The organism is Streptomyces sp. NPDC101152 (assembly GCF_044768275.1).
GTDB lineage: Bacteria > Actinomycetota > Actinomycetes > Streptomycetales > Streptomycetaceae > Streptomyces.
In genome coordinates this window covers 80,246-106,821 of the sequence record NZ_JBIWPO010000001.1, presented here as the reverse complement: position 1 = coordinate 106,821, position 26,576 = coordinate 80,246, and the positions used below count along the sequence as shown (strand labels likewise).

Below are 26,576 nucleotides of genomic sequence, written 5' to 3'. Positions count from 1 at the left end.
TTAAGGACCGCTTGAGGACCGTATGAGAACGGGGGATCACCCATGTCCGAACAGGACTCCACACCGACCGCCGACGTACCGGAGATGCCCGCTCCCCGGGTCCGCGAGTTCGACGCGCACAGCATCGGCGGAGGACTCGCGCTGCTGCTCGGGCTCCTCGGCCTGGGCGCCGGGGCCGCGCTGCTCGCCGCTGCGGCCGCGGCGAGTGCCACCGGCGTGAAGGCCGCGCTGATACCCGCGGGGATCCTCGTGCTCCTCGCCGCGATCATCTCGCTGCGGGGCCTGAACACCGTGGCGCCGGGCGAGGCGCGGGTCGTGCAGCTCTTCGGGCGCTACCGGGGGACGATCCGCCAGGACGGGCTGCGCGGGTGAACCCTCCCCCACTCTCGGCTTCGCTCGAGCGGGAGGTGCCCCCAACCTCACGCACGAGGATCTCCACCCGTGTCCGCAACCACGAGACCGCGGTACTGAAGGTGAACGACGCTTACGGCAATCCGATCGAACTGGCCGCCGTGGTGGTCTGGAGGGTGCGCGACACGGCGCAGGCGACGTTCGAGGTCGACAACTACCTGGAGTTCGTCGCCACGCAGACCGAGGCGGCCGTACGGCACATCGCCATCGAGTACCCCTATGACGCGCACGACGAGGGCGGGCTGTCGCTGCGCGGCAACGCCGAGGAGATCACCGAGAAGCTCGCCATTGAACTGCACGCGCGCGTGGAGGCGGCCGGCGTGCAGATCATCGAGTCCCGGTTCACGCATCTCGCGTACGCTCCCGAGATCGCCTCGGCGATGCTCCAGCGCCAGCAGGCGGGGGCCGTCGTGGCGGCCCGGCGGCAGATCGTGGACAGGGCGGTCGGGATGGTCGAGGCGGCGCTCGTCCGGATCTCCGTGGGGGCACCTCCCACGCCCTTCAGGCAGTGGGGGAGCGACATCGTGGAGCTGGACGAGGAGCGCAAGGCGGCGATGGTGTCCAACCTGATGGTGGTGCTGTGCGGGGACCGCGCACCGCAGCCCGTACTGAACACCGGGACCCTCTACCAGTGACGGAACCCTCCGAGGGCGCCACGCCCGCACGCCGGCCGCAGCAGCGCAAGCAGGTGCTGCTGCGGCTGGACCCGGCCGTGCACGAGGCGATCGCGCGCTGGGCCGGCGACGAGCTGCGTTCCGCCAACGCCCAGATCGAGTTCCTGCTGCGCAGGGCGCTGAAGGAGGCGGGCCGGCTGCCCGGGGAGGCGGGCCCCCTGCCCAGAAGGGGCCGCCCACCCGAGCCCCCGCCCTCTCCGTGACGGAGTTGTGACAATCGGCCCTCACCTGGGCCCTCCCACACCCCGCCATGATCTACACACCGTGCGTATACATGGCGCGTATACACACCATGTACAGTCCTCGGCATGTCCATCGGTCACACCCTTCTGGGGCTCCTGGAGTCCGGTCCGCGCCACGGTTACGACCTGAAGCGGGCCTTCGACGAGAAGTTCGGTCACGACCGGCCGCTGCACTACGGCCAGGTCTACTCGACGATGTCCCGGCTGCTGAAGAACGGCCTCGTCGAGGTCGACGGCATCGAGGCGGGCGGCGGTCCCGAGCGCAAGCGGTACGCCATCACCGACGCCGGGGTCACCGACGTCGAGCGGTGGCTCGCGACGCCCGAGGCGCCGGAGCCGTACCTCCAGTCGACGCTCTACACCAAGGTCGTCCTCGCGCTGCTCACGCACCGCAACGCGGCCGACATCCTCGACACCCAGCGTGCCGAGCACCTGCGCATGATGCGCATCCTGACGGACCGAAAGAGGAAGGGCGACCTCGCCGACCAGCTGATCTGCGACCACGCCCTGTTCCATCTCGAGGCCGACCTGCGGTGGCTGGAGCTCACCGCGGCGCGTCTCGACAAGCTCGCCGAGGTGGTGGCCAGGTGACTCCCGCCGGCTCCCTGCTGGTCGCCGACGACCTGCACAAGGCTTACGGCCCCACGGTCGCCCTCGACGGCGCCGAGTTCTCCATCCACCCCGGCGAGGTCGTCGCCGTGATGGGCCCCTCCGGGTCCGGCAAGTCGACGCTGCTGCACTGCCTCGCCGGGATCGTGCCGCCCGACTCCGGATCGATCGTCTACAACGGTCGCGAGATGGCGACCATGGGCGACGCCGAGCGCAGCGCGTTGCGCCGCTCGGAGTTCGGGTTCGTCTTCCAGTTCGGGCAGTTGGTGCCGGAGCTGACCTGCGTCGAGAACGTCGCCCTGCCGCTCAGGCTGAACGGCACCTCGCGCAAGGAGGCCGAGAAGGCCGCGCTGGGCTGGATGGAGCGGCTCGAGGTCGACGACCTGCGCAAGAAGCGCCCCGGCGAGGTCTCCGGCGGCCAGGGGCAACGCGTCGCCGTCGCCCGGGCGCTGGTGACCAACCCACGGGTGCTCTTCGCCGACGAGCCGACCGGCGCGCTCGACTCGCTCAACGGCGAGCGCGTGATGGAGCTGCTGACGGAGGCGGCCCGGTCGACCAACGCGGCGGTCGTCCTCGTCACGCACGAGGCCCGGGTGGCCGCCTACTCCGACCGCGAGATCGTCGTACGGGACGGCAGGTCCCGGGACATGGAGCGGGTCGTATGACACTGCGGGGGTGGGCCGGGGATCTGGCCATGGGGGTGCGGTTCGCCTTCGTGGGCGGCCGCGAGGGCTGGGTACGGGCCCTGCTGACCGCCGTCGGTGTGGGGCTCGGCGTGGCCCTGCTGCTGATCACGACGGCGATCCCGAACGCACTGTCCGCGCGTGACCACCGCGGCAGTGCCCGGGACGACTTCACCTTCACCGGCAAGGCGCTGAAGAAGGCGGACGACACGCTGATCGTCGGCCAGGCCGGCACGACGTTCCGCGGCAGGGACGTGCGCGGCCGGCTGCTGGAGCCCGAGGGTGCCCGCTCGCCGCTGCCGCCGGGTGTGAGCAGGTTCCCGGCGAAGGGCGAGATGGTGGTCTCGCCCGCGCTGAAGGAGCTGCTGGACTCCGGCTCCGGCAGGCTGCTGCGCGAGCGCATCCCGTACCGGATCACCGGAACCATCCAGGAGGCCGGACTGATCGGGCCCGCCGAGCTCGCCTTCTACGCGGGCGCCACGGGACTGGAGAACCATCTGAGAGGCGGCTACATCGAGCGGCTCGACTACTTCGGGCCCTCCCCCGGGCACCAGGACCAGCCGCTGGACCCCGTCCTGCTCCTGCTCGTCATGATCATCTTCGTGGTGCTGCTGCTGCCGGTCGGCGTGTTCATCGCCGCGGCCGTGCGCTTCGGCGGCGAGCGCCGGGACCGCCGGCTGGCCGCGCTGCGCCTGGTCGGCGCGGACGGGCGGATGGCGCGCCGGATCGCGGGCGGCGAGGCCCTGGCCGGGGCGCTGCTCGGGCTGGTCCTCGGCACCGTCTTCTTCCTGGTGGCGCGGCAGCTCGCGGCCCTGCTGGTGGTGCGGGACATCAGTGTCTTCCCGAGCGACCTCGACTCCTCGCCCCTGCTCGTCGTGCTCGTCGCCGTCGCGGTCCCGGCCGCGGCCGTGCTGGTGACCCTGTTCGCGTTGCGCGGGGTCGTCATCGAACCGCTGGGCGTGGTCCGTACGGCCAGGCCGCCGCGCCGCCGGCTGTGGTGGCGGCTGCTGCTCCCGCTGGCCGGCCTCGGCCTGCTGTACCCGATGGTCGGACAGGGCAACCGCAACGGGAACTTCAACCAGTGGATGGTGATCAGCGGCACCGTGCTGCTGCTGGTCGGCGTCACCGCTCTGCTGCCGTGGGTCGTCGAGGCCGTGGTGGCCCGGCTGGATCCCGGCGCGGTCTCCTGGCAACTGGCGGTCCGCAGGCTGCAGTTGAGCAGCGGTTCGGCGGCCCGCATGGTCAACGGCATCGCGGTCGCGGTGGCCGGGGCGATCGCGCTGCAGATGCTGTTCTCCGGCGTCGAGCACGACTACACCAAGCAGACACGCAACGACGTGAACCGGGCGCAGATGGAGGTCTCCCTGCAGGGAGGCGGCGTCTCACTCGCCGAGGCACGCCGGCAGTTCGTGCGGACCGAGGGCGTGAGCCGTGCCTCGGTCCTCGCGGAGGGCTCGCTGGGGAACGCGCCGAAGGACCCGCAGAACGAGCTGGAGGTGGCCGCCGGCTCCTGCGCGGAACTGCGCGAGGTGGCGACGCTGCCCTCGTGCCGGGACGGCGACATCTTCCAGATCGTGGGCGGCGACTCCGACGCCAAGGAGAAGGAGCTGTTCAGGCCCGGCGGGACGCTGTGGTTCAACCCGGGCTGGAGCGGGGTCACGAGCCGTCCGGCCGCCGCCTGGAAGGTGCCCGCGGACATCAGGACGGCGACCCCCCGCGAGGACCCCAGCGGTTACGCGCGCGGCGGCCTGCTCATCACCTCGACGGCGCTGCCCGCGGCGGCGGCCGGCCTGACCAACAAGGTGTACGTCTCACTGGATCCGTCGGTACCGGACGCCCGCGAGTACGCGCGCAACACCAGCGCGCGGCTCGATCCGCTGGCGACCGAGTTCACGCTGACGTCCACCGAGCAGTCCCTGCAGTTCCGGTCCATCCGCACCGGCCTGTTCGTCGGCGCGACCTGCGTGCTGGTGCTGATCGGCGCGAGCCTGCTGGTCTCCCAGCTGGAGCAGTTGCGGGAGCGCAGGAAGCTGCTGTCGTCGCTGGTCGCCTTCGGCACCCGGCGCCGCACGCTGAGCCTGTCGGTGCTGTGGCAGACGGCGATCCCGATCGCGCTCGGGCTGCTGCTGGCGTCCGTGGTCGGGCTGACGCTGGGCGCGGTGCTGCTGAAGATGACCGGTGACTCGGTGACCGTGGACTGGGCGAGCGTGCTGACGATGACGGGCCTCGGCGCGGCGGTCGTGCTCGCCGTGACCGCGCTCAGCCTGCCGCCGCTGCTGCGGCTGATGCGCCCGGAGGGCCTGCGCACCGAGTAGGCGCCGCATCCGGGCCCCTCCCCCTGCGACGGGGAGGGGCCCGGATGCGTTCACAGGCCGTAGCTCTGCACGACCCGCCGTACCTGGGCGAACAGCATCCCCACATTGACCGACTTGCGGCAGACGACGACGGCGACGACGTCCTGCTGCTCGTTCATCCGCACGAACAGGTGGGTGAGGTTCTCGCTGTTGACGAGGATCTCCTGGAAGAAGTGGTTGTCGCTCTGGACGCCGCGCCGCTCCTTGAAGACGTCCTCGATCATCACCACCGTGCGCCCCTGGAACAGGTCCAGGGTGGCGCCGGCCAGCAGGTCCAGGACCTCCGGCGGGTGATTGTCGACGGTCTCGTACGACAGCAGCATGCCGGTGGACATGTCGACGACGCCCGAGGCCAGACAGTCGGGCGCGTCCGTACGCAAGGACTTGACCAGGCCCATCACCTGGTCGGAGAAACCGGGGGTCATACGCTTCGTCGCCATCCCTTCAGACTCCTTCTGCCGTCTTGTCCATGAGGATCGAGCCGATCCGGTCGAGGGCCGCCTGGGTGACCCGGTGCAGCCGGTCCACGTCCAGGCCCTCGTCACCGAGGACGACCATCAGGGCCGTGTCGCCGACGGCGTAGAAGGCGGCACAGCCGTGGCTGCCGTACGTCACCGTGCGGCGCAGGGTGCCGCGGGCGGTCGCCTGGGCGGTGCGCCGGGCGAGGCCGAGCCCGGCCGCGGCGAGCGCCGCGAGGCCCTCCGGGTCGATCGAGTCGGCGGTGTCGGCGGCGATGAGCAGCCCGTCCGAGGCCGCGACCGCGGTGTCGGTGATGCCGGTCACCTGTTCTCGCAGTCCGCGCATCTCGTGCGCCAGGGCTTCGTGATCCATAGGCTCAACTCCCTTGAAACATGTGGCATTCGGTCATCTGGTGGTTCCGTTCCTTAGGCGGAAGAACCCGCCCGGACGGCGGCGTGGCAGCTCGACGGGCGGGGGCGGCTCGGGCTCGGGCGGTGCGGGGGGCGGGGGTGTGCGCTGCCTCAGGCCCTCCGGTGGCGTACGGACGGGGACCGGTGTGGGCGGCGGGGCGCATTCCAGCAGGCCCTCGGCGAGCATGCGGGCCACCTCGACGGTGACGGTGTAGACACCGCGCCCGGTGCGGAAGGCGAGGTCGCGGGCGGTACGCCGGCCGTCGGCGTGGGTGAGCAGGTCGCGCCGCAGCTCGCTCAGCGTGGATTCGTCGAACCGCCGTACGGGTACGGGCCGTTCCCGGTCGGGGTGGACGGGGCGGGGCAGCGCGGCGAGGGCGGCGAGCTTGCGGGCCGCGTCCTGCAGCAGCCGGGAGGGCGGCTCGCCCACGGCGAGGAGGGCGGGCGGTTCGCATCGGGGTGCGGCGCACTCACAGCCGTCCACCTGGCCCGCGACGACCGCGAACGCCGCGTCCCTGAGCGCCATCGTGCACACCACCCGCAACTGGGCGGCTCCGGCGAAGCCGTGCGCGATCAGCCCGGCACCCGGCCAGCGCGCCCCTCCGGCCTCCCGTACCAGCGCGGCCCACTGCTCGCCGCTCACCCGCCCCGAACGCAGCAGCAGCGCCTCGGCACCGGGCGCCCCGGGCGACTCCGCGGCGACCACGAGGCCGTCCCGGAGGTGGAACACGCCCCCGGGCGCCCCGGACACCCGCAGCTCCCCCGTCAGCCCCTCACGGCCGCAGGCGGCCAGGGAGCGCGCCAGCAGCTCGTAGCCCGACATCACGCCCCCCGCCCTGCCGCAGATCGCACATACGCCTGACGCGTAGCGCTGAGGAGGGAAGGTGTATCAAGCCGGGCGCATATTCCGGCGGGAAACTTCCGAGCTGTCCCCAGCTGACGGAAGTTGAGCCGCCGGGCCGTCCAAATGCCTTTGTTCGGCGCTCATTTGACCGATCTCCGAACTCTTTTCAGGCGCCGGCCTCACTGGGGGCCGGGCCCCCCTCGGCCCCGACGGGCTCGAGCGGCTCTTCATCGGTCCCCGCCCGCTCCGGTGGCTCCCCCGCGCGGCCACCGCCGGCCGCCCGCCGTTCCAGGTCGTACGCCCGCAGGTAGCCGACCACCGTGTTCGTCACCGCCACCAGCGGTACGGCCACCACCGCGCCGCCGATGCCGGCCACCATGCCGCCCGTGGCGACCGTGAGGACCACGGCGAGGGGGTGCACGCTGACCGCGCGGCCGAGGATGAAGGGCTGCAGGATGTGGCCCTCGATCTGCTGGACCGCCAGGACCACGACCAGCGTCATCACCGCGGTGAACACGCCCTGGGTGACCAGCGCGACGACCACCGCGAGCGCGCCGGAGGCCACCGCGCCGACCAGCGGGATGAAGGAGAACAGGAAGATGAACACGGCCAGCGGGACGGCCATGGGCACGTCGAGGAAGTAGATGCCGATGCCGATGAAGACGGCGTCTATGAGGGCCACCAGGACCGTGCCGCGGACGTAGGCGGTCAGGGTGCGCCAGGCACGCGGGCCGGCGCCGGCGACGGCCGGGCGGGCCGCCGCGGGGATCAGCTTGAGCGTCCACTCCCAGATGCGCCGGCCGTCGTAGAGCAGGAAGAGGGTCGAGAAGAAGGTCAGCAGGATGCCGGTCAGCACCTCGACGAAGACCTGGACGCCCTCCAGGCCGAAGGACGTGATCTGGTCGGTGTTGGCGCCGACCGCGTCCCGCAGGTTCTTGGCGATCTGGTTGATCTGCTTGTCGGTGACGTGGAAGGGGCTCTTCAGGAGCCAGTTGCGCAGGTCGTCGATGCCGTGCTGGATCTGGTTGGAGAGGTTGTCGATGTTCTCCATGACCTGCCAGGTCACGAACCACGCCAACAGGCCCAGCACGACGAAGCCCAGGATCGCCGTGAGGGCCGTGGCCAGGCCGCGCGGGACGCCGTGGCTCTTGAGCCGGGCCACCGTCGGCTGCAGCAGCGCCGTGATGAGCAGCGCGATGACGAAGGCGAAGACGACGAGCTGTACGGTGCTGATGACCCGCATCAGCACCCAGACGGTGCCCGCGAGCACCAGCAGCCGCCAGCCGGCCTCGGCGGCGACCCGAACCCCCCATGGCACGGCGTGCGCGGGGTCGGGGCGGACCGGGGCGGGGTGGACCTCGATGACCTGGTCGACGTGGTCGATGTGGTCGACGTGCCCGACGGACCGCGCGGCCGGCCGGTCGCCGGCGGAGCTGCGCGCGGCCTTGACGGTCCTGCGCGGCGGCGGCCCGATCTCGGCCTCCTCCCGCTCCACCTCGGCGCGGCGCTCGTCCAGCCGCTCACTCACCTCGGTGAGGCCCGCGCCGAGCCGACCGAGCCACCCTGGCACTCGCGACATGATCCGTCCTCTTCCCCCGCGTCCCCGGGTGCTGGCCACCACTCCTCCCCCCGGAGCCGTTCGCGTCCGACCGTACAGGGCGACAGCCCCTCCCCCTAGGACGGGGAGGGGCTGTCGAAGGTTGAGAGAGGGGTGCGGGACCCCGACGGCTTAATACCAGTGGTTGGCGGCCCAGAAGGACTGGGCCTGGCACGGGCTGCCGTAGCGGCTGTTCATGTAGTTGAGGCCCCACTTGATCTGCGTGGCCGGGTTGGTCTGCCAGTCGGAGCCCGCCGTGGAGTACTTCGAGGCGGGCAGGGCCTGGAACAGACCGTAGGCGCCGGAACTGGCGTTCACCGCGTGGTAGTTCCAGCTGGACTCGTGGTCCACGATGTAGCTGAAGCACTGGAACTGGCCGCTGGGCACCATCTGCCGTGCCATCGCCTGGATGTCGGCGATGCTGTACGAGCTCTGGACCGGGAAGTCGGAGCTGCTCCGGCTCGCCGCCGACTTGGCGTCCGCGCGCGCCTTGGCGTCCTTGGCCGCCTGCTCGGCGGCGGCCTTCTTGGCCAGGGCGGTCTCGGCGGCGGCCTTGCGGGCGGCCTCCTCGGCGTCCTTCTTGGCGCTGGCATCCGCCTGGATGGCCTGGGCGTCGGCCTGCTGCGTCAGGGACGCGGTCTGCACCTGGGCCTGCTGCCCCGCCGGTATGTCAGCGAGCAGCGTGGTGTCGGCTGCCGTCGCCTCGGCGTCGTTGTTCTGCGCGACGCTGCCCGAGGCAACTCCGACGACGCTTCCGACGGCGGTGACCGCGGTGGCCGAGGCCACTGCGAATCCCCGGACCGAAATCCGGCTCACACGGTTTCCTTCCAGCATCGCCCGCTTCGGTGACCCTGGCGGACGCAATCGTGCCCCTGAACGCTGGCCTCCCCACTGCACGGTCACGGGAGGCACGGGCCCGGTGGGCAACTCCCGTGCGGGGAGCGCCGCGTGGTGCGCGGGCGGCATACGACGTCCGGTATGGAGTTGATGGTGGTGCTCATGTGGCGCCGTACCGCTGGGGGTACAGCTGTGTCGTATGCGGGGCCTGACAGGAAAGAGACTCTGCCGTAACCGGACGCCGGGTGGCAATTCCGAGTTGCGTGTGAAAGCTCACATCCGGTTTGGCCCTGGGGATTTCGCGAAACCGCCACACGCGAAAGCGCCGTCCCAGTAGGCTCACAGCCTTTGTGGGACGGCGCCAACCGCTGCCGAATCGGTCAGATGTGACCGTCTTCCAGCATTTCGGTCACCAGTGCGGCGATCTGGGACCTCTCGGACCTCGTCAGGGTCACGTGCGCGAAGAGCGGATGCCCCTTCAGCTTCTCCACGACGGCGACGACACCGTCGTAGCGCCCCACGCGCAGGTTGTCCCGCTGGGCCACGTCATGGGTGAGAACGACCCGTGAGTTGGCACCGACACGGGACAGCACGGTCAGCAGGACGTTCCGCTCCAGCGACTGCGCCTCGTCCACGATCACGAACGCGTCGTGCAGCGAGCGGCCGCGGATGTGGGTGAGCGGCAGCACCTCGAGCATCCCGCGCGCGGTGACCTCCTCGATGACCTCTCGGCTGGTGACCGCGGACAGCGTGTCGAAGACCGCCTGCGCCCAGGGGCTCATCTTCTCGGACTCGGATCCCGGCAGATAGCCGAGCTCCTGCCCGCCCACCGCGTACAGCGGCCGGAAGACCATCACCTTCTTGTGCTGGCGTCGCTCCAGCACGGCCTCCAGACCCGCACACAGCGCGAGCGCCGACTTGCCGGTGCCGGCCCGGCCGCCCATCGAGACGATCCCGACGTCCGGGTCGAGCAGCAGGTCGAGCGCGATCCGCTGCTCGGCGCTGCGGCCCTTGATCCCGAAGGCCTCCCGGTCGCCGCGCACCAGCCGGACGTTGCCGTCCGCCGTGACCCGTCCGAGCGCCTTGCCACGCTCGGAGTGGATGGTCAGGCCGGTGTGCACGGGCAGGTCGGACGCCTCGGGGACGTAGACGTGCCCTTCCTCGAAGAGGATGTCCACCTGCTCGGCCGGCAGGGTCAGTTCGGACATCCCGGTCCAGCCGGAGGAGCCCGTGATGGCGAGTTCGGCGCGGTACTCCTCGGCGAGGAGCCCGACGGACGAGGCCTTGATCCTGAGCGGGAGGTCCTTCGACACGACGGTGACGTCGTACCCCTCGGCCTGCAGGTTGCGGGCGACCGCGAGGATGCGGGAGTCGTTGTCCCCCAGGCGGTAGCCGGTCGGCAGCACGCTGGGGTCCGAGTGGTTGAGCTCGACACGCACGGTGCCGCCGAGGTCCCCGATCGGGATGGGGGCGTCGAGACGGCCGTGCCGGACCCGGAAGTCGTCGAGCAGGCGCAGGGCCTGCCGGGCGAAGTACCCGAGTTCGGGATGGTGCCGCTTGGCCTCCAGCTCCGTGACCACGACGATGGGGAGCACGACCTCGTGCTCGTCGAAGCGGTTCAGTGCGTTGGGGTCCGACAGCAGAACACTGGTGTCGAGAACATAGGTGCGCCGGTCTGGCTTGTGGCGCTTTGTGCTGGTCACCACGGAAGGACGTACCCCCTCGGATGAGGTCGGGGAGCGACGGAGTGGAGCTGGGCCGGTCGACGGCCCGTTTGCACGGGCCGGGGACCGGCCCTCCGCCTTGTCTTCCGTGCCGGAACCGCACGGTCGGGCTGGTGCAAGGGGCCTCCCGGGCGGACGGCCCCGTGCCGCCCGCTGAGATCCGACACCCGTGGTTCGGGCATCGACCTGACTGGCTTATGCCCTCGAACATGCGCTGCCATGCCGACGCGTCGGGCGGCGTCCTGGTGAACTCCCTGTTACTTCTGTCGGAAAGGGGGTAGTAGCGGGATTTCCGACGTCATCCGCCGTAACGGCGGTGTCGCGCGGCGTAGTCACGCAGGGCGCGCAGGAAGTCGACCTTGCGGAAGGCGGGCCAGAAGACCTCGCAGAAGTAGTACTCGGAGTGCGCCGTCTGCCACAGCATGAAGCCGGACAGCCGCTGCTCGCCGCTGGTGCGGATGACCAGGTCGGGGTCGGGCTGGGCGCCGGTGTAGAGGTGGCGGCCGATCATGTCGACGTCGACGGCCTCGGCGAGGTCCTCCATCGGGGTGCCCTTGTCGTGGGCGTCGAGCAGCATCGCGCGCACCGCGTCGGCGATCTCCTGCCGGCCGCCGTAGCCGATGGCGACGTTGACCAGTATCCCGTCGATGTGGGCGGTGGCCTCCTCGGCCTCCTTGAGCGTGGTCTGCATCCGCTGCGGCAGCAGGTCGAGCGTGCCGACGTGGTGCACCCGCCAGCGACCGTCCTCGGCGAGGGCGTGCACGACGCCCTCGATGATCCCGAGCAGCGGGACGAGCTCCTCCTGCGGGCGGTCGAAGTTGTCCGTCGACAGCAGCCACAGGGTGACGACCTCGACGTCCGTCTCCGTGCACCAGCCGAGGAACTCCTCGATCTTCTCCGCGCCGGCCCGGTGGCCGTGCACGGTCGTGGAGCCGGCCGCCTTCGCCCAGCGCCGGTTCCCGTCCATGATGACGCCGATGTGCTTGGGCACCTGAGCGTGGTCCAGGTGGCCTTCCACCCGGCGCGCGTACAGCCTGACCAACAGGCCGCGCAGCTTGTCGCGCAGGTTCACTAGATCGTCAGCCCCTCCGTACCGGTACGGTCCCCGCGGGCCGCAGCCTACCGTTGGTTGTAGCGGGCGCCTATTTGACGTTCGGGGGGCGTCGGGGCCGTCGGGGGCGCCAAATGTGGGGGGGTGGTCGGCTTGTGGGCCGCCTTGTCGGCCGGCTCGTGGGTCGGCTTGTCGGCCGGCTCGTGGGTCGGCTTGTGGACGAGTGCGGGGAGCCCCCGTGCCTGGTCGTGCCTGGTCGCACCGCGCGGCGCGACCGCTGACGTCACGACCCCGCACCCAAGAAACGGGCCGGTCCGACGGGACAAAAAACGGGCCGGTCCGTGGGGGGGAGACGGACCGGCCCGAGGGGGGGTTTCCACCATAACCCTTCGTAAGTGATGCTGCGCGCATCGGCGTGCCACAACTACTCTCCGGAATCGAACGGCGACGCATGGGTGGTCACGGAGAGCCCTCTGCGGAGGGGGCTCCTGGCCGGATCACAGCGGTTTCTCAGGGAAGACGCGGTTCGGCGCGTCTTGGTACGCGTTCGGCGTGTCGCGACCGAGGTCCTCCGGGTGGGTGACGGCGGGTGCGAACGCCCGCTTGACGCCCACGACGGCAGGCGCCCGGGGAGAAACGGCACCCGCGCAGCCCCCTCCACCGCGCGGTGCCGACCGCACATATTTGCTTGCGCGAATTACCTTGGTCTGAACCTACGTGACCGATGGGGCTGGATGCGACTCGCGGGAATAACAATGTGGAAACCGACCCGTCGGCTCCAGGACGGCTTCCCTCCCACTACCGCCGCACAGTCACCACATGACCCTGGCCACCATCGGTCACCGGTCTGGCGCACGGCGGCTGGACCAGCATTTCCTGGCCAATCCCGCGGAACCGGGCGGTGCCGCCGTCTTACTCTGCCGTCTTACCGGACCGGCTTGCGGGCCTCGAAGAGGTGGCGCGTGCTGTGGGACACGAACGGGCCCTCGGACTCGATCCGCTCGTGCAGAGCCCGGAGTCGGGGCTCGTAGGCCTCGACGGTGAAGTCCGGGACCATCCAGATCACCTTGCGCAGGAAGTGGACGACGGCCGCGATGTCGTGGAACTCGACCCGCAGCCGCTCGGCACGCAGGTCGACGATCTCCAGACCGGCCGCCTCCGCGCCGGCGCGTTCGCGCTCGGGGTGACGGCTGCTGAGGTGGGCCTCCGGCTGCGGACCGAGGAAGTGCTCGACGAGCTCGAAGACGCTGCGCGGGCCGACGTGCTGGGCGAAGTACGTGCCGCCGGGCTGCAGGACGCGGGCGATCTCCGTCCAGTGCGGGGTCACCGGATGCCGGCTGCTGACGAGGTCGAAGGCACCGTCCGCGAACGGCAGCGGTGCGTCCTCGGGGACACCGACCACCACGGTGCCTCGAGGGCGGAGCAGCTCGGTGGCTTTGCCGACGTTGGGCGGCCAGCCCTCGGTGGCGGCGGTGAGCACCGGGGTCTTCGGCGCCCGTCCGAGGGCGAAGTCGAAGACCTCCCCTCCCCCGGTCTGGACGTCCAGCACGGCGGTGGCGTGCGCCAGCCGGTCGGCGAGGGAGACGGCGTACCCCCAGGACGGCCGTTCCTCGGTGGCCCGCCCCTCGAACCAGGAGAAGTCCCACCCTTCCGTGGGCACGGCGACGCCTTCGGCGATCAGGGATACGAAGGTGCGGGGTTCGTGGGGCGGGGGTTCCGGAGTCCGGTGTTGATCAGGCATGGGTCGATCGTGGCAGGGCGGTGGGGGTGGCGCCGCTGATTTTCGCGGGGTGCCGATGGGGCCGTTGGGGCTGTCGGGGCCGTCGGGGCCGTTCATGGAACGAGCGGCCTGACCTCCTCCGCCGCGAACCGTACGAACCCCTCCGGGTCGGGTTCGTCGCCGGTCGGCTGGAGGATCACCGTGTCGGCGCCGGCCTCCGCGAGCCGCTGGACGGCCTTCGCGACGGCGCCGGCGTCTCCGGCGACACCGAGGTCGGGGACGTTCGCGAGCCCCTCGGCGACGAGTTCGGCACGCAGCCGGGTCTCGGCACCCGCGCCGGTGGCGGCGAGCAGGTAGACGACGACTTCGTGCGGCGCGTCGGTACGGCCGCCCGACTCCCGCCCGGCGCCGATGAGTTGCCGGGCCTGCCGTACGCCCTCCGCGGTGGTGGAGGCGGTGAGGACGGTACCGTCGGCGGCCTCACCGGTCAGCCGCAGCGTGCGGGGCCCGGTGGCGCCGGCGAGGACGGGAACGGGTTCGGCGGGCGGCCAGTCGAGAGCGACCTCGTCGAGACGGACGTACCGCCCGCTGGTCGTCAGCCGCTCCCCGCGCAACAGGGCACGCAGCGCGAGGAGATGCTCCCGGAGCAGCGTGAGGGGCGACTCGGCCCGCACCCCGACCTGCCCCATCCAGTCCTGCACGCCGTGCCCGACCGCGAGGATCGGGCGCCCCGGGAACATCCGGTGCAGCGCGGCGGCCTCCATGGCGGTGAGGGCGACGTTGCGCAGCGGGACCGGCAGCAGCCCGACGCCGATCCTCACCCGTTCGGACCAGGCGAGTGCGGCGGCCGCGGTGGAGATCCCGCCCTCCCGGAAACAGTCCTCCCACAGCCACAGCTGCTCCAGCCCGCTCTCGTCGGCACGACGTACGACGTCCCGCAGGCGCTCGGGCGGCAGTTGAGGACGGAAAACGGCTCCGAGTGCGGTCATGGGCCCTTCCTACCCGGCCGCCCGGCGCCGGACAACAGAATTACTCCGCACCGGTGCCACGCTCCCACTCGTAGAGAAGAAGCACGACGCCGTTCCCGAACACCCGGCTCTCCAGCAACCGGAGGGAGTCGGCGTACGGCAGCCCGTGGTCCCCCGGGAACAGCCGAGTGCCGCGCCCCAGCAACACGGGGTGGACATACACCCGGAGCTGATCCACCAGCCCGAGCCGAAGGAACTCCCCGCCGAGCTCGGCCCCGCCCAGCCCGAGATCCCCGCCGGCCTGCGCCTTGAGCGCCTCGACCTCGCCGGGGACGACTTCCCTCGCAACCGTGGTGTTCCACCCGGCCTTCTCGACCGTCCGCGAGTACATCACCTTGGGCATCTCCCGCCAGATCCCGGCGAACTCGGCCTCCACCCTGCTGACGCCCGGCTGCGAGTCGGCGGTGGGCCAGTACGCCTCCATCAGCTCATGCGTACGCCGCCCACTGAGCAGCCCACCGAGCTGCCTGACCGTGTCGTTCATGTGCTGGTGCAGTTCGTCGTCGACACGGTGCCAGGTGATGTCGTGGCCGGGGCCTTCGATGTAGCCGTCGAGGGAGACGGACATGATCTGAACGATCTTTCCCATGGACGATCCAATCGGTCAGGAATCCTTCACCACACGGCCGGGCATGTCGGGGCTGAAAGTCGGGCGTTGATGGAGCACGTACAGGCGACGCGGGCCCGGTACTGCGATCACCGCAGCCATGCGGGGGTCACCGGCGAACCAGATCTCCTGGACCTGTGCCTTGCGTTCGGGCTTGGCCCGTTTCCCGAGGCGGCCTCCCCACCATACGGATCGCACATGAGAATGCAGGGTCATCGTCACCTGCTGGTCCGGTGCATCCGGCAGGGGAAATCTCAGCCAGGCGTAGCCGCTCCGAACACCCGGGATGTTGCCGACACCGCTCTCCGGAGCGTTGTACGTCTGCCATGGATATCGCCGAAGAAGAGTCCGTGCACGAAAGGCTCCTCTCCAGTACGCCACCTGGAGAAAGGTCCGGTAGAAGGTGTAGGCCATCGGGACGAACAAGAGCCACAACGTCCAGGTCTCGGACATGCTGACGTACCAGGCCAGCAGGGCTCCCCATGCCAGGGGCCAGAAGAGTTGACCGAGTGCCGCGCAGGTCACGAGTTTGGCCCATGCGCGACGGGTCGCCGGATCGTCCCAGGCCAAAGGGGCGCGCGTAGGAGGCATTCAGTCCTCGTCGGGTACGTCATCGATTACGTTCGGAAGCGGGTTGTCAAAACTGACCGTTCCCGCGATGTCGCTCAGCAAGGCCCGGTAGTACTCCGCTTGGTCCACAGCCGTCGTAGCCAGCGTGAGCAACGCGATCCGTCGGCCATCTGGGCACGGAACGTACGCCGTGATCTGGAGCAATCGGTGTCCTTCGGCGATCCCCTTTTCCGGTGCTCCGTTCAGGGAGACCTGCACGAGCGAAGCCGGCCCGCACGGCAGATCCAGGGTCAGGATCTGATCGGCGCCCTGTGCACTCATGGCGGCGCGGGCCGCGAGGACGCTGCGGGGCGCCCAGTCGGTCGCACGCGAAGCAAGAGTGAAGAGGGAAAGGAGCAAACGACCGTCACCTTCGTCGTCCCGATGCAGCCCGAGGCAGCACTTCACGGCTCCGGCCGCGAGAAGGAGCTGGGCCATGCGGAGGACCGGCCCCAGATCGGTCAGCAGCCGCTGCCGGGCAGATCCTTCGAGCATCGTTTCCAGCAGGGGCCGCAGCAAGTCGCCTTGCCATGCCGTCTGCGCAGTGCGGGCTGCCTCGTTGAGCTCGTGCAACGGAAGCGGGACGAAACCCGCGGGCAACGCGAACCAGATATCGGCATCCTGGCTGCAAGCAGACTCGTCGATCATGTACGAGACACTGGTCATGCTGTCTCCCCGGCTCCGCGCAACAGGAAGTGGATGGCCCCCAAGGTCGCCGGAAAGTCGACACCGAGGGTTCTGGGTCCGTCGAGGAGGTTGGTCGTGGTCTTGGCCGCATCGGTGTCAAGGCTGTCCACACCACTGCTCACGACCCCGTAGACAGCTGTCCCAGTCCCGAGGTACGTAGCCGGCGCGTCAACCTTCTCGACGATCGGCGCGAGCCGTCCGCCCAGCACCCGGGGGTGCGCCAGAATACTCACCGCCCCTTCCAGAGTGGCGGCCTCCGACGTGACAGAACTACCGATGGTCTTGAGCGACGTCACTGCGTTGGTGCCCGTCCTTGCGAGCTTCTGGCCCAGCGTCAAGCCCTCCTCGGCATCTCCGGCCAGCGAAAGCAGTTCGCCGGACTCTCCCAAGGCCCTTACACCCAGATAGCCGCCCTTGATGACCGCTCCCAATCCGGGCAGCATCCCCAGGAAGTCCCCCGCGACCCCCAGCGCGTTACTCCAAAACTCGACGTTCAGCTCTCCGTCCACGAAACCGCCCCTCAGCGACCCGAGAACTTCGGGATCGGTGACGCGCAAGCCGAAGGCCATCCCACTCAGCAGGCCGGCCGCAAGCAGCAGTACCCAAGGCGCCACAACCGTGAGTCCCAGTAGTGCCAGTGCGCCCAGTACGGCCGCGCAGGCGCTGAGAATGTCGGGCAGGTTGTCACTCAGCCAGTCCAGGACCTTGTCGAACGCTCCTGGCTCGTGAGGTGCCAGCTTCCGTGTGGCGTCACGGATCCTGTCGGCTCGGTGGCGCGCCTTCTCCTCGTGCTCCTCGGCCAGCTTCTTCGCCCTGGCGATGATCTTGCGGAGCTCGGCCTCTGCATCCTCTACGGCTGTATGCGCATGGGTCAGCGACTTCTGCGCCTCAACGTCCTGGGCGCCCTTCTTGTGCAGCTCAGGATCTTTCCCCACCTTGTTCGCGTGGCTCTTCGCCGCATCCAGGGCTGCTCGCGCGTCCTTTGCATCGTCCTCCAGTCGCCTGGCATGCCGCTGAAAGTCGTCGAGTTCACCCTCCCAACGTTGCAGTTGGCGGGCCGCCTTGCGGATGGAGTGCGCGGCGTTCTTGAGGTTCAGCGGCAATGGACCGTCCGCCAGCTGTTCCCGGAATGCGACGGCAGCGTCGCCCTTCCAGTAGCTGCCCTCCACCAGCTTGGTCACCAACCCATGGGTCTCCTCCAGGACTTTGGCGCAGTTGCCCAGCTTCTTGTGCAGTTCGCGCACCGTGTCCCCGCTGCCCGGCACCGGGTTGAAACCAAGATTCGGATAGCCCGGATCAGTAGGGCCCGACCCGGACTTGGGCCCTCGCGGCTTGCTGAGAGTCACTTTGAGTTCCCCGCCCCGCCCTTGCCGGACTTGCCCCCCTTCAGCGCTTCGTCGAGTGCTCTGTCCACCTCGCGATAGCTGTCCCTGCTCTTCCCGATGACTTCTGCCAGACCGTCGGTCTGCTCGCCGATCTGCTGGGTCCCGAACCTCCAGTCCCGCTGAAACTCCTCGCACGCGGAGTCCAGGTCATCCGTGCCCAGCCCTGTGACGGTCGCGTCGTTCAGAGCCCGACGCAGTCCCCTCAGTGAGTCGCCGGATTTCTTCAGAAGCTTCATGAAGTGAGCAAGCTCGTCCCCGTCCACCACGAGTCGTTCCGCCATTCTGCCGCCCCTCTCCCCGGTCGATCAGCACCGATGGAAGGAACGACGTCGTCCAGTTTTCGTGGCGGATAGGGAAGCACTCCCCCTCTTCAGGGGGAGCGCCCGCCGGATGCGAGAGAGGCGACGGTTGAAGCGCGCGCCTCCCGGTCACGTGTGCCTCTCGATCTAGTCGGAGGCGCCGTGACCCTACATGCCCTGGCACGCCTTGGCTTTTGAAATCAGCCACGGGGACGGTGATTGGGGCCTCGTCACCGCTACCCGAGACGCTGTCGTAGCGGACCTTCCCCGGGGTGAGTCGGTCCCGGTCGGCCAGGGTGAAGGAACTGCTGCTCACTGACCACGAGTTGTCCTTGGTCCAGCCATACAGCGCGTAGGTGGCCTTGACAGTGAGCGGAGCGAGGGATCTGGTTGTGGTCCAGCCGTCGGCGGGGGAATCGAGTGTCCAGGTGACGAGGCCCCGCCCAAGGGGGCGGTCGACGGTCCATGAGCCGACCGTCTTCTGCTTGTTGACGTCGTCGCCGTCCTCGTAAAGGGTCGCACCGTCGAGGTGATGTCCGCACACCATCAAGACGCCGAGCAGATCTCCGTCGGCGGTCACGGAGAGGCCGGCGACGGCATCGACGGGAACGGTACATCCTGAGGTTGAGGCAAGGGCCACGCCGACCACGACGATGCTGACAGAGCGCCGGAAGATTGGACGTGAAGTGGTCGACCGCATGCTCATCCCCCTGTCCGGGGTCCGAGTGGGGCGTGGGGCCCTGCCCGGCATGCTAGTGCCGCGACAGGCAACGTTTGCCCGATAAGGAGCGGCGTCCGGGGCGTCCTGTGGGCGTGCCGGGCCTCGCGACGGGGCGTTGCCTGCCCCGGCACTTGGCACCTTCCGCCCATCGATCTACGGCATGCGAAACAGATGCGGCCACCGATGGTCATTCCCTACGGGTAGGTTCAGGTCGCGCAAGTGCGGCACTGACGGCAACAGGAGGCGTACTCGGCATGGGACGGCGATGGCGGGACGGGCGCGGAATTCTGGTTCTGCACGGCGAGGAGGATGCCGAGGCTGCTTCCCTGCCATTGGAGATCGCCACCTCCTATCGGGCTCGCACCAAAGGGTTGTTGGGGCGAGACTCCGTTGAGGGGGCATTGCTGCTCACCCCGGCCAACAGCGTGCACACCTTTCGTATGCGTATCCCCATCGATGTCGCCTACCTCGACCGACGGCTCACCGTCATCGCCGTCCGCACCATGGAGCCGGGGCGGCTGGGGTTGCCCCGAATCTGGGCGCGGCATGTGCTGGAGGCGGGGGCGGGTGCCATGGCCGGCTGGGGGATCAGGACTGGGGTGCGGGTGGATGTGGTGGTCGATGACGCGTGATCCGTGAAAGTGGATCTCGGCCGTTGGTGATCACGCGCAGGATTGTCGGATGGATGACCACCAAAATCCTCCGTCGTTGAGGTCGCCGCGCTTGCGGCCCGGAGACCGGGTGCGGATCGTCGCTCCTGCCTGTCCGCCCAGTCGGGAAGAAGTCGCCCGGGGCGTCGAACTGCTCACCTCCTGGGGCCTTCAGGTCGAGCTGGGCAAACACGTCTTCCGACCAGTGGGGTTACATGGCCGGCCGCGACGAGGACCGCCTCTCCGACCTGAACGAGGCATTCCGCGACCCCAGCGTCCGCGCCGTGATCGCCGCTATGGGTGGCAAAGGCACCTACCGCATCGTCGACGACCTCGACACCGACGCACTCAGACGTGACCCGAAGCCGGTCGTCGGCTTCAGCGATATCACCCACCTCCACCTCGCCTGTGGTCACGATGCCGCCTGGCCTCACTCCATGGCCCCTTCGCCAAAGCCAACGACACCTACACCGGGCCCGCGTCCGCCGAGTCCCTGCGCCGCGCACTGATGACCACCGCCTCCGTCACTCTCCACCGCGACCCGTCCGAGGTGACCGCGGACGTCACCGTCGACGGCACGGCGACCGGCATCCTGATGGGCGGCAACCTCAACGCGATCCGCACGGAGACCGGAGCCGGCCTGCCCAGCCTGCGGGGAGCCATCCTCTTCCTCGAACACCAAAGAGGCACCGGGCTGGGTGAAGTCGACCGCGCCCTGACCCAACTCACCCGGTCCCGGGCACTCGACGGTCTGCGCGGCATCACCCTCGCCCAGTTCATCGGCTTCGAACGCGATGCCGACGACCCCACGCTGGGCGGATGGGGCATCCGCGACGTCCTGCACGACCGACTGGTCGGACTCGGCATTCCGGTCCTCGGCGACCTCCCGGCCGGACACGGGAACAACCCCCCGACGATCCCCCTCGGCACCCAGGCAACGATCGATACAGCCACGGGAACACTGTCCGTCCGCTCGGCCGTCGTCTAGGCGGTCGCATGTTGTGAAGGCGCTGGATACAACCACTCGTTGAGGTCTACATCCAGCGCTTCGCCTGCTGCCCGGGTCCTGGCAGCGTGTCGTCGCGGTAGAGGCGGGTGAGCATGGATCGGAGGACCTGGCGCGCGGGGTTGTCCACCTCCTGGGTAACCCACCGTTTCGGAATGAGTGTCCGGTGACAGCGAAGGCGTTGAGCATTGTCGCTGAAGGGTGACGACCACTAGGTTCGCCTCATCGAAGGTTGAGCGGCTTGAGCTTGGGAGCAGTGCGTGTCCTCGTTACATGAGTTGCAGGCCCTGCTCGGCGAGCCCACGCGCCGGCCGTCCACCCCGGATGACTGGACCGAAGTCGAGCAGCACATAGGCTCCCCTCTGCCCAGTGACTTCAAGACGTTCCTCGACACCTACGGCAGCGGGGTCATCTCCGGCGAGCTCGTCGTCTTCCACCCGCGTGGATCAAGCCCGTTGCTGGCACGCATGCGCAAGACGCACGAGGTTTTCACTGAGCGCCGGGACAGGGCCCTCGACGGTGGCGGCTCCGAGCATGTCCCGTACCCCTTCCGCCCCGAGCCCGGTGGGCTGATCTCGTGGGGATACGACTACAGCGGCGACGAGCACTTCTTCCTTCCCTGTGACCCGGATCCAAACCGATGGAAGATCGTCACGATGGTCCACGAAGAAGGTTGCGAGACCTTCGACGGACCGTTCTCAAGCTTCGCCCTCGCGTTCGTACGACGGCTACTCGACGTCGACCCGTACCACGGCATCGAACCGGACGCCTTGGAGTTCCTCGAGCCGGAGGACCTGGAGGAACTGGCTGCCGCCGGAGAGATCGGCCCTGTTCAGCCGAGCTTCGAGCCGTTCTGACTACGTTCCCAGCGGCGCATGTCCTCCGCGTTTCCGATTTTGATGCCGAAGGTCCAGGTCGGGTCGAAGAAGAGCCAGTAGCGGGACTCGAGTTCGACGGCCAGGCATTTCACCACGCCCTCGTCGGGCTTCGACGCCGGGTCCGTGAAGGGGCGGACGGTGGTGCAGCGCAGGCGGTCCCAGCTGTCGCCGAAGAGTTGCTCGCCCTGGGAGGCGAGGGCGAGTTCGTCGCCCTCCTCCTCGATGGCGGCGAAGAGTTCGACATCGTCGAGGGTCACTGATCGTACGAGTCGGACCTCCAACTGGCCGTATCCGCCGACCGATTCCAGGCGCAGGGCGCCCTCGTCCAAGACGACGAACACGACGACGGGTTGAGGGGCGAACCGTGGGACCCGTTCGTCGCGGTCGATCCGTCCCGGGATCAGGACATCCGTGACGGACCGCTGGCGCAGGATCTCCTCAACCTCGCTCCATTGAGTCGTACTCGAAACGGGCACCGCTGCTCCTGTCACTTGGTCACTTGCTTCCAGGGAACGCGCTTCAATCGCTGGTGCCACCACCAGCGCTCCGTTTGCTGTCCAGGTCCCGGCAAGGTGTGGTCGCGGTAGCTGCGGTCGAGGCGGCTGAGCGTGGATCGCAGGGCCTCGGCGTGCGGGTCGTCCATCTCGTGGGAAAGTCGGTCGAGGTCGTCGCGGGCTTCCAGGTCACGCTTGAGCAGGTCTTCGCGATAACGCCCCGGGGGGTCTTGGCCGGTCTCGAGCCTGCGGACGAGTCGCTCCCATACGCGCAGGGCGTAGTGGACACGGCCTTCCACCGTGTCCGTTGTGCCTGCGGGACAGGTGGCCAGGAACTCGTCGGAGAGGGGTGTCGGGAGAGGTTCGTTGTCGAGGACTTCGGGGAGAGGCTCCACCGTCGCACGGGGCAGATCAGGGACCGGCTCCTCCACCGCGTCGACCCGGTACGTCGTGTCCTCGTCCGAGTCGATCGCCTCCAGTCGACAGCGCACTTCCCGTCCGTCCGCCATTGCGACCCGGTACGCACTGTCCAGGTCCAGATCCGGGGACGGATAGAGGACCGAGGTCCCTGTGCGGGCCGCGAGGCCTTGGGCGAGGGCTGCCTCGTCCCATGTGCCGGACGTCCCGTCCTGGACCTGGACCTCGAGTTCCAGCGCCAGGTCGCCGAGCGGCAATACGCGGTACGTGCAGAGGACTGGCGCGTTCCATCGGCGTGCCTCTTGGTCTCCGTCCACGTCGCAGACGTCCACCGACTCATCCATGAGAACCAGCAACGCTGCCAACGCTTGACGGAGCGTTGACGGCTCCAGTTCCGCGACGGTGAAGAGATTCGCAATCACTTGTACGTCCCGTCGTACACCTGCTTGGCCTTCGCGACCTTGTCCGGATTGTTGATGAATTTCGGATCTCGACGCAAAGCCTGCGACTTCTCCAGATCACCCTTGTTCCGCACGATCTCCTTCAGGGCAGCGTATTCAATGCGGTCCATGTCGACCAAGCCCGGGCCGGAGACGGGGAAAACAGTTCCGGTGTCCTCGACCCGGTAGCGGCGGCCGTTGATCTCGTATGTGTTTCCGTCGGGCAGGAGCCTTGCGCGCCCCTTGGATATCCCCTCGATGTCGTCGCGGACCAGGTTCTCGTTTCCCCGCAGGATCACCGTGTTGTGTTCCTTGATCTGCCCGCTGCCCGCGCCGCCGACGGTGTGCCGCTTGTTGGGGAACTTCAACTTCTTCCCCGCCGCAGGACCGGCGATGTCGTCTCCCGCCTGCCACTGGCCCGCCGCCTTGTCCGCCTCGTCTGCCTTCTTACGGGCCTCCTCGGCCGCCTTCTTGGCTTCCTCGTCGCAGCCGTCCTGGGCGAGTACGACGTACGGGGAGCCGGCGCCTGCGGCGAGGACGGTCGTTCCGGTGCCGGGGGAGCCGGTGGTGGGGTTGCCGCCGGTGTCCGGTGTCGTGCCGTCGTAGTGCTCGTGAGTGTCGTACGGGATGCGGTGGGCCGGGGCGGAGATCGTGCAGCCGGCCTTTCTGGCCTTCTGCTCTGCTTCCGCGGCTGCCTCGTCGGCCTGCTTTGCCGCCTTCTCGGCTTCTGCGACGTCCCCCGCCTTTGCGGCCCGTTTCGCCTCCTCCGCCGCCTCGGCCGCCTCCTCCGCGAGCTTGCCCAGTTTGCCGAGCTTGCCGAGGTCGCCGACCTTCTCGACGACCTTGGCTCCGTCGTAGCCAGGGATGAAGAGGGAGCCGATGTTCCACAGGACGTGGCTGACGGCGCGGGTCTTGTCGCCGTTCTTCCAGTCCTTGGCCACGTCGTCGCCGATGAACATGTCATAAAGAACGGTTCCGCCGGTTTTCAGCGAGGCGCCGCCCCAGCCCAGGACGGCGCCCAGGTAGTCGCCCTTGGACCACTTGTCACGGGCGTCCTGGGAGTTGGTCATCCAGTCGTGGCCGAGTTGTTTGCCGTAGTCGCCGAGGCCCTTCAGGGTCTTGATGGGGTGACGGACCATGTCGTAGATGCCGGTCAGGTCGCCCCAGACGCCGTCGACGAAGATGCCCTGGCCGACCTGTTTGATCTGGTTGCCGGCGCAGCCGAAGAAGGCGCCGATGCCGGAGAAGCAGCCGTCGTCCTTCTTGCCGGTGCTGTTGTCCGCGTTGCTCCGGGTGGTCGTGGTCTTCTTGCCGCCGGTGGTGTGCTGACGGTCGCCTGTGCTCGTGCCCTGGGTCGAGCTTGTGCCCGCCCTGGTGTCCGTGCCCCCGGAGGCCGCCGGGCAGCCGAGGCCGGCGACCTTGCAGACCTGGGTCTCGATACCGCCGTAGATCTGGGTGCCGAGGCCGCTGACCAGGAGCGCCGTGATGATGGCGGCGACCATGGCGACGAGGCCGGCGTACTCGACCGCCGTCTGGCCGTCGTCGCGGCGCCAGCGGATCATGCGGGAGACGGAGAAGGGGCGGTGCTTGGCGCGGTCGGAGGTGGGGGTGTCGTACCACTGTCTGCTCTCCGGCTGGAGCAGGAAGCAGAGGATGAGCGTGGGGAGGAGGAGTTGGAGGCCGGCGCGGCCGGAGCCGGCGGCGAGGTTGGCGAGGCCGCCGAGGATCAGCCATGCCTGTACGGCGATTAGGCCGCGCCCTGTCCACGGGCCGCCGCCCTGTCGGCTGCGCCGGGCGAGCCACCAGCCGAGGGTGCCGGGGGCGGCGGCGTAGGCGACGCGGGCGATGACACCGCCGCCGAGGGCGTCGTAGGAGGCGGCGGTGAGGAGGAGGCCCAGGCCGCCGAGGACGGTGAAGCCGAAGAGGGTGTGGATGAGGAGGTACGCCAGCGAGAGTGCGCGTGGCGGTTCTCGTCGCAACCCTGGCTCCGGTGGCCAACCGGCCCCGTACTGCGCTGCTCCCCCGACTGACGACATGCCCGTCCCCTCGTTGACCATCGGTGTGGCGAGGCGGGTTGCTGCGCTGCCGGGTCAGGTCGACCGGCCCCCGCCCTTGGTCCACGGCATGGATCGACGGTAGGGAGGGGGTGGGTGGGCGGCATGGGTCTGGGGGCCCAAATCGGTGCCCAATCAGGGAGAAGATCCGACCTGGGAACTACTCATCGGGGATCTGTTGCCCGGGGATGTCCTGTACCTGCGAAAGTGATCCAGCAAGTGTTGCGAGCGGTGTCCAGGAGGTACCAGATTCGTCCGCCGCCGGTCACTTCGATCTGCCATTGTTCACAGGTCTGTCCCCGGTGAACGCCGTGCGCCAGCCTGCCCTTCAGCCGGTGTTGTCGGGATGTCTCAGTGGTGGGCTTCGGATCTTGGCGCATGTTGAGCCAGGCTCGTAGGTGTTCTCGCGAGCGTGCCTGCAGAAATTTTCCCAGCCCTTCGCCGAAGCCGGTCCGCGAAGCGGACCTCCCAGTGTCCGTCTGGCGCCGGTGGTGCAGCGCGATCGCCGCGTGCCGGACTCACGCGAGGTCCCGCGGGTCCGGCGCAGGCCCATAGTCCTCACCGTGGTCCCTGGTCAGCGCCGCCATGAGTTCGGGGTCGGAGTGAACCTCAGCGGTGTGCTGCCAGGCGATGAGCACTTGGGCCACAGACGCGCGGTTCCCGACCGCGTCGGCGGCCCTCATCGTGTCGACCAGTTCGACGGCGAAGACGTGGACGTCTGCCTCGGGCAGGAAGCGGACCCAGGGGAAAGCGTCCGGCAGTATGTCCAAGAGCAGTTCCATGCTGCCGGGCTCCCGCCTGGCCATCGCGGCGAGCATCCGGGTAGCCGCCGACACCACCGTCTGGTCCTGTTCGGCCCGTGCTGCAGTGGTCAGGACCAGATCCTCACCATCTCTGCGGTGCAGGACCAGCCTCGGCGATTCTTGGAGCCGAGCCAGAGTCTGCCTGTTCTTGTTGACCAGTTAGGAGAAGTTCACGGCTGCGCTCTCGGGACTCATGACTTTGAAAGTACTTCGAAACTAGCCGCCCTGCCATCACCCGCAGATGTGAACCGTGCACCCCCCAAACACTGCCCGGGTGTCCCGGTGCCGCCCGTCACAACGGCACCTCCGGCGGCGGGAAGTGCGGGGCGCACGTCTGGCAGGCGTACACAGTGAAACCGGGTCCCGAGTTCTGGTGCACCACGCACACCACGACCGGGGTTTCGGTGGTTACATGGCAGCGCACGCACATCCGCACCGGTGGGCGTGGCGCCGTGAGCTTCGGGCGGTGGGCCTCCGCGTCACCGGGCGGCGGCTCGTTTCGCGTTTCCATCACGTCATCCCTCCCGCGCCGAGCACGTGCCGGTCCAGGTCGATGCCGAAGTCCGCGGCCAGGACCAGCGCGATGCGGCGTCGGAGTTGGGCGTGCTCTCGTTCGGCGGCGACCACGTAGGGACGAACCAAGGTGGCGGCACGGCCGTCGAGCGCCACGGGCAGGCCATACGGGGAGCGGTGGGTGGGGAGTGGTACGGCTGGGGGGTGGGGTGAGTCCGGTGCGGGGGCCGGGGCCTTCTGCGCGGGGTGTGCGCTCGCCCGGCGGGTGCCGGTGCCGGGCGCGAACAGGTCCAGGATGCAGCGGACCATCGCGTGGATAATGCTCACTGTCGTCAACCTCCAGAGGGTTGGTGGCCAAGCCTCCGGACGG

Annotated in this window: 27 protein-coding genes and 1 pseudogene; 9 read left to right on the top strand and 19 right to left on the bottom strand. The window is 69.1% G+C overall.

The annotated features are described in order from the left end of the window. Positions 1-42: 42 nt before the first annotated feature. The 5 genes and pseudogenes from ACIRVK_RS00540 to ACIRVK_RS00520 all read left to right on the top strand — a co-directional run bounded on the left by ACIRVK_RS00540 (position 43) and on the right by ACIRVK_RS00520 (position 4,934). Positions 43-1,046: pseudogene (locus ACIRVK_RS00540) on the top strand (SPFH domain-containing protein). Next, positions 1,043-1,288: a hypothetical protein gene (locus ACIRVK_RS00535; protein ID WP_404242431.1), complete on the top strand. Its 246-nt coding sequence runs from the start codon at positions 1,043-1,045 to the stop codon at positions 1,286-1,288. Before ACIRVK_RS00540 ends, ACIRVK_RS00535 begins: the two are co-directional and overlap by 4 nt. A 105-nt stretch (positions 1,289-1,393) precedes the next feature. After that, positions 1,394-1,918 carry a PadR family transcriptional regulator gene (locus ACIRVK_RS00530; protein WP_404242429.1) on the top strand — a complete coding sequence of 175 codons (525 nt, stop codon included), beginning with the start codon at positions 1,394-1,396 and terminating at the stop codon, positions 1,916-1,918. Next, entirely contained in the window at positions 1,915-2,601 is a 687-nt protein-coding gene (locus ACIRVK_RS00525) for an ABC transporter ATP-binding protein (RefSeq protein ID WP_404242427.1), read from the top strand. Before ACIRVK_RS00530 ends, ACIRVK_RS00525 begins: the two co-directional genes overlap by 4 nt. Continuing rightward, positions 2,598-4,934 (top strand): ABC transporter permease, encoded by a 2,337-nt coding sequence (locus ACIRVK_RS00520; protein WP_404242425.1) that lies wholly within the window; start codon positions 2,598-2,600, stop codon positions 4,932-4,934. The genes ACIRVK_RS00525 and ACIRVK_RS00520 overlap by 4 nt, the downstream gene beginning before the upstream one ends. Positions 4,935-4,984: 50 nt before the next feature. On the opposite strand, the gene ACIRVK_RS00515 is transcribed toward ACIRVK_RS00520, so the two are convergent. From ACIRVK_RS00515 to ACIRVK_RS00450, 14 genes are all read right to left on the bottom strand, one after another. After that, the gene (locus ACIRVK_RS00515; RefSeq protein ID WP_404242423.1) at positions 4,985-5,413 is read right to left on the bottom strand and encodes a hypothetical protein; all 429 of its coding nucleotides are present in this window, start codon (positions 5,411-5,413) and stop codon (positions 4,985-4,987) included. A gap of 4 nt (positions 5,414-5,417) precedes the next feature. Then, positions 5,418-5,804 (bottom strand): roadblock/LC7 domain-containing protein, encoded by a 387-nt coding sequence (locus tag ACIRVK_RS00510; RefSeq protein WP_404242422.1) that lies wholly within the window; start codon positions 5,802-5,804, stop codon positions 5,418-5,420. A gap of 33 nt (positions 5,805-5,837) precedes the next feature. Beyond that, positions 5,838-6,665, bottom strand: coding sequence for a MarR family transcriptional regulator (locus tag ACIRVK_RS00505; RefSeq protein ID WP_404242420.1), 828 nt, complete (start codon positions 6,663-6,665; stop codon positions 5,838-5,840). A gap of 187 nt (positions 6,666-6,852) precedes the next feature. After that, complete coding sequence (locus tag ACIRVK_RS00500; protein ID WP_404242418.1) at positions 6,853-8,265, bottom strand: AI-2E family transporter; 1,413 nt, start codon at positions 8,263-8,265, stop codon at positions 6,853-6,855. Positions 8,266-8,415: 150 nt separating this feature from the next. Then, positions 8,416-9,099, bottom strand: a complete 684-nt coding sequence (locus tag ACIRVK_RS00495) for a transglycosylase SLT domain-containing protein (protein ID WP_404242416.1) — start codon at positions 9,097-9,099, stop codon at positions 8,416-8,418. 401 nt (positions 9,100-9,500) lie between these two features. Then, positions 9,501-10,826 (bottom strand): PhoH family protein, encoded by a 1,326-nt coding sequence (locus tag ACIRVK_RS00490; RefSeq protein WP_404242414.1) that lies wholly within the window; start codon positions 10,824-10,826, stop codon positions 9,501-9,503. 316 nt (positions 10,827-11,142) lie between these two features. After that, positions 11,143-11,916, bottom strand: coding sequence for an isoprenyl transferase (locus ACIRVK_RS00485; RefSeq protein ID WP_404242412.1), 774 nt, complete (start codon positions 11,914-11,916; stop codon positions 11,143-11,145). A gap of 904 nt (positions 11,917-12,820) precedes the next feature. Beyond that, positions 12,821-13,636, bottom strand: coding sequence for a methyltransferase domain-containing protein (locus ACIRVK_RS00480; protein WP_404242410.1), 816 nt, complete (start codon positions 13,634-13,636; stop codon positions 12,821-12,823). 92 nt (positions 13,637-13,728) lie between these two features. Continuing rightward, positions 13,729-14,604 carry an LLM class flavin-dependent oxidoreductase gene (locus ACIRVK_RS00475; RefSeq protein ID WP_404242408.1) on the bottom strand — a complete coding sequence of 292 codons (876 nt, stop codon included), beginning with the start codon at positions 14,602-14,604 and terminating at the stop codon, positions 13,729-13,731. A gap of 40 nt (positions 14,605-14,644) precedes the next feature. Further along, positions 14,645-15,232 carry a dihydrofolate reductase family protein gene (locus ACIRVK_RS00470; protein WP_404242406.1) on the bottom strand — a complete coding sequence of 196 codons (588 nt, stop codon included), beginning with the start codon at positions 15,230-15,232 and terminating at the stop codon, positions 14,645-14,647. Positions 15,233-15,247: 15 nt separating this feature from the next. Beyond that, a complete protein-coding gene (locus ACIRVK_RS00465) occupies positions 15,248-15,820 on the bottom strand; it encodes a hypothetical protein (protein ID WP_404242404.1) in 573 nt (190 codons plus the stop codon). A 21-nt stretch (positions 15,821-15,841) separates the two neighbouring features. Then, positions 15,842-16,525, bottom strand: a complete 684-nt coding sequence (locus tag ACIRVK_RS00460) for a hypothetical protein (RefSeq protein WP_404242402.1) — start codon at positions 16,523-16,525, stop codon at positions 15,842-15,844. Next, positions 16,522-17,892, bottom strand: coding sequence for a hypothetical protein (locus ACIRVK_RS00455; protein WP_404242400.1), 1,371 nt, complete (start codon positions 17,890-17,892; stop codon positions 16,522-16,524). The genes ACIRVK_RS00460 and ACIRVK_RS00455 overlap by 4 nt, the downstream gene beginning before the upstream one ends. Then, positions 17,889-18,212, bottom strand: coding sequence for a hypothetical protein (locus tag ACIRVK_RS00450; protein WP_404242398.1), 324 nt, complete (start codon positions 18,210-18,212; stop codon positions 17,889-17,891). Before ACIRVK_RS00450 ends, ACIRVK_RS00455 begins: the two co-directional genes overlap by 4 nt. A 993-nt stretch (positions 18,213-19,205) precedes the next feature. Here ACIRVK_RS00450 and ACIRVK_RS00445 point away from each other — a divergent pair. The 4 genes from ACIRVK_RS00445 to ACIRVK_RS00430 all read left to right on the top strand — a co-directional run bounded on the left by ACIRVK_RS00445 (position 19,206) and on the right by ACIRVK_RS00430 (position 21,464). Continuing rightward, entirely contained in the window at positions 19,206-19,583 is a 378-nt protein-coding gene (locus ACIRVK_RS00445; RefSeq protein ID WP_404242396.1) for a DUF192 domain-containing protein, read from the top strand. Positions 19,584-19,708: 125 nt separating this feature from the next. Continuing rightward, entirely contained in the window at positions 19,709-20,110 is a 402-nt protein-coding gene (locus ACIRVK_RS00440) for an LD-carboxypeptidase (RefSeq protein ID WP_404243120.1), read from the top strand. After that, positions 20,110-20,589, top strand: a complete 480-nt coding sequence (locus ACIRVK_RS00435) for a hypothetical protein (RefSeq protein ID WP_404242394.1) — start codon at positions 20,110-20,112, stop codon at positions 20,587-20,589. Before ACIRVK_RS00440 ends, ACIRVK_RS00435 begins: the two co-directional genes overlap by 1 nt. Before the next feature lie 278 nt (positions 20,590-20,867). Beyond that, positions 20,868-21,464 (top strand): SMI1/KNR4 family protein, encoded by a 597-nt coding sequence (locus tag ACIRVK_RS00430; protein ID WP_404242393.1) that lies wholly within the window; start codon positions 20,868-20,870, stop codon positions 21,462-21,464. Here ACIRVK_RS00430 and ACIRVK_RS00425 read toward each other — a convergent pair. From ACIRVK_RS00425 to ACIRVK_RS00405, 5 genes are all read right to left on the bottom strand, one after another. Further along, positions 21,440-21,961, bottom strand: coding sequence for a hypothetical protein (locus ACIRVK_RS00425; protein WP_404242391.1), 522 nt, complete (start codon positions 21,959-21,961; stop codon positions 21,440-21,442). The genes ACIRVK_RS00430 and ACIRVK_RS00425 overlap by 25 nt on opposite strands. An 11-nt stretch (positions 21,962-21,972) precedes the next feature. Beyond that, the gene (locus ACIRVK_RS00420; RefSeq protein WP_404242389.1) at positions 21,973-22,740 is read right to left on the bottom strand and encodes a hypothetical protein; all 768 of its coding nucleotides are present in this window, start codon (positions 22,738-22,740) and stop codon (positions 21,973-21,975) included. Between the two features lie 74 nt (positions 22,741-22,814). Beyond that, a complete protein-coding gene (locus ACIRVK_RS00415; protein WP_404242387.1) occupies positions 22,815-24,815 on the bottom strand; it encodes a Flp family type IVb pilin in 2,001 nt (666 codons plus the stop codon). 593 nt (positions 24,816-25,408) lie between these two features. Next, complete coding sequence (locus tag ACIRVK_RS00410) at positions 25,409-25,852, bottom strand: hypothetical protein (RefSeq protein WP_404243119.1); 444 nt, start codon at positions 25,850-25,852, stop codon at positions 25,409-25,411. A 351-nt stretch (positions 25,853-26,203) separates the two neighbouring features. Further along, positions 26,204-26,533, bottom strand: coding sequence for a hypothetical protein (locus ACIRVK_RS00405; RefSeq protein ID WP_404242386.1), 330 nt, complete (start codon positions 26,531-26,533; stop codon positions 26,204-26,206). Positions 26,534-26,576: the final 43 nt, after the last annotated feature.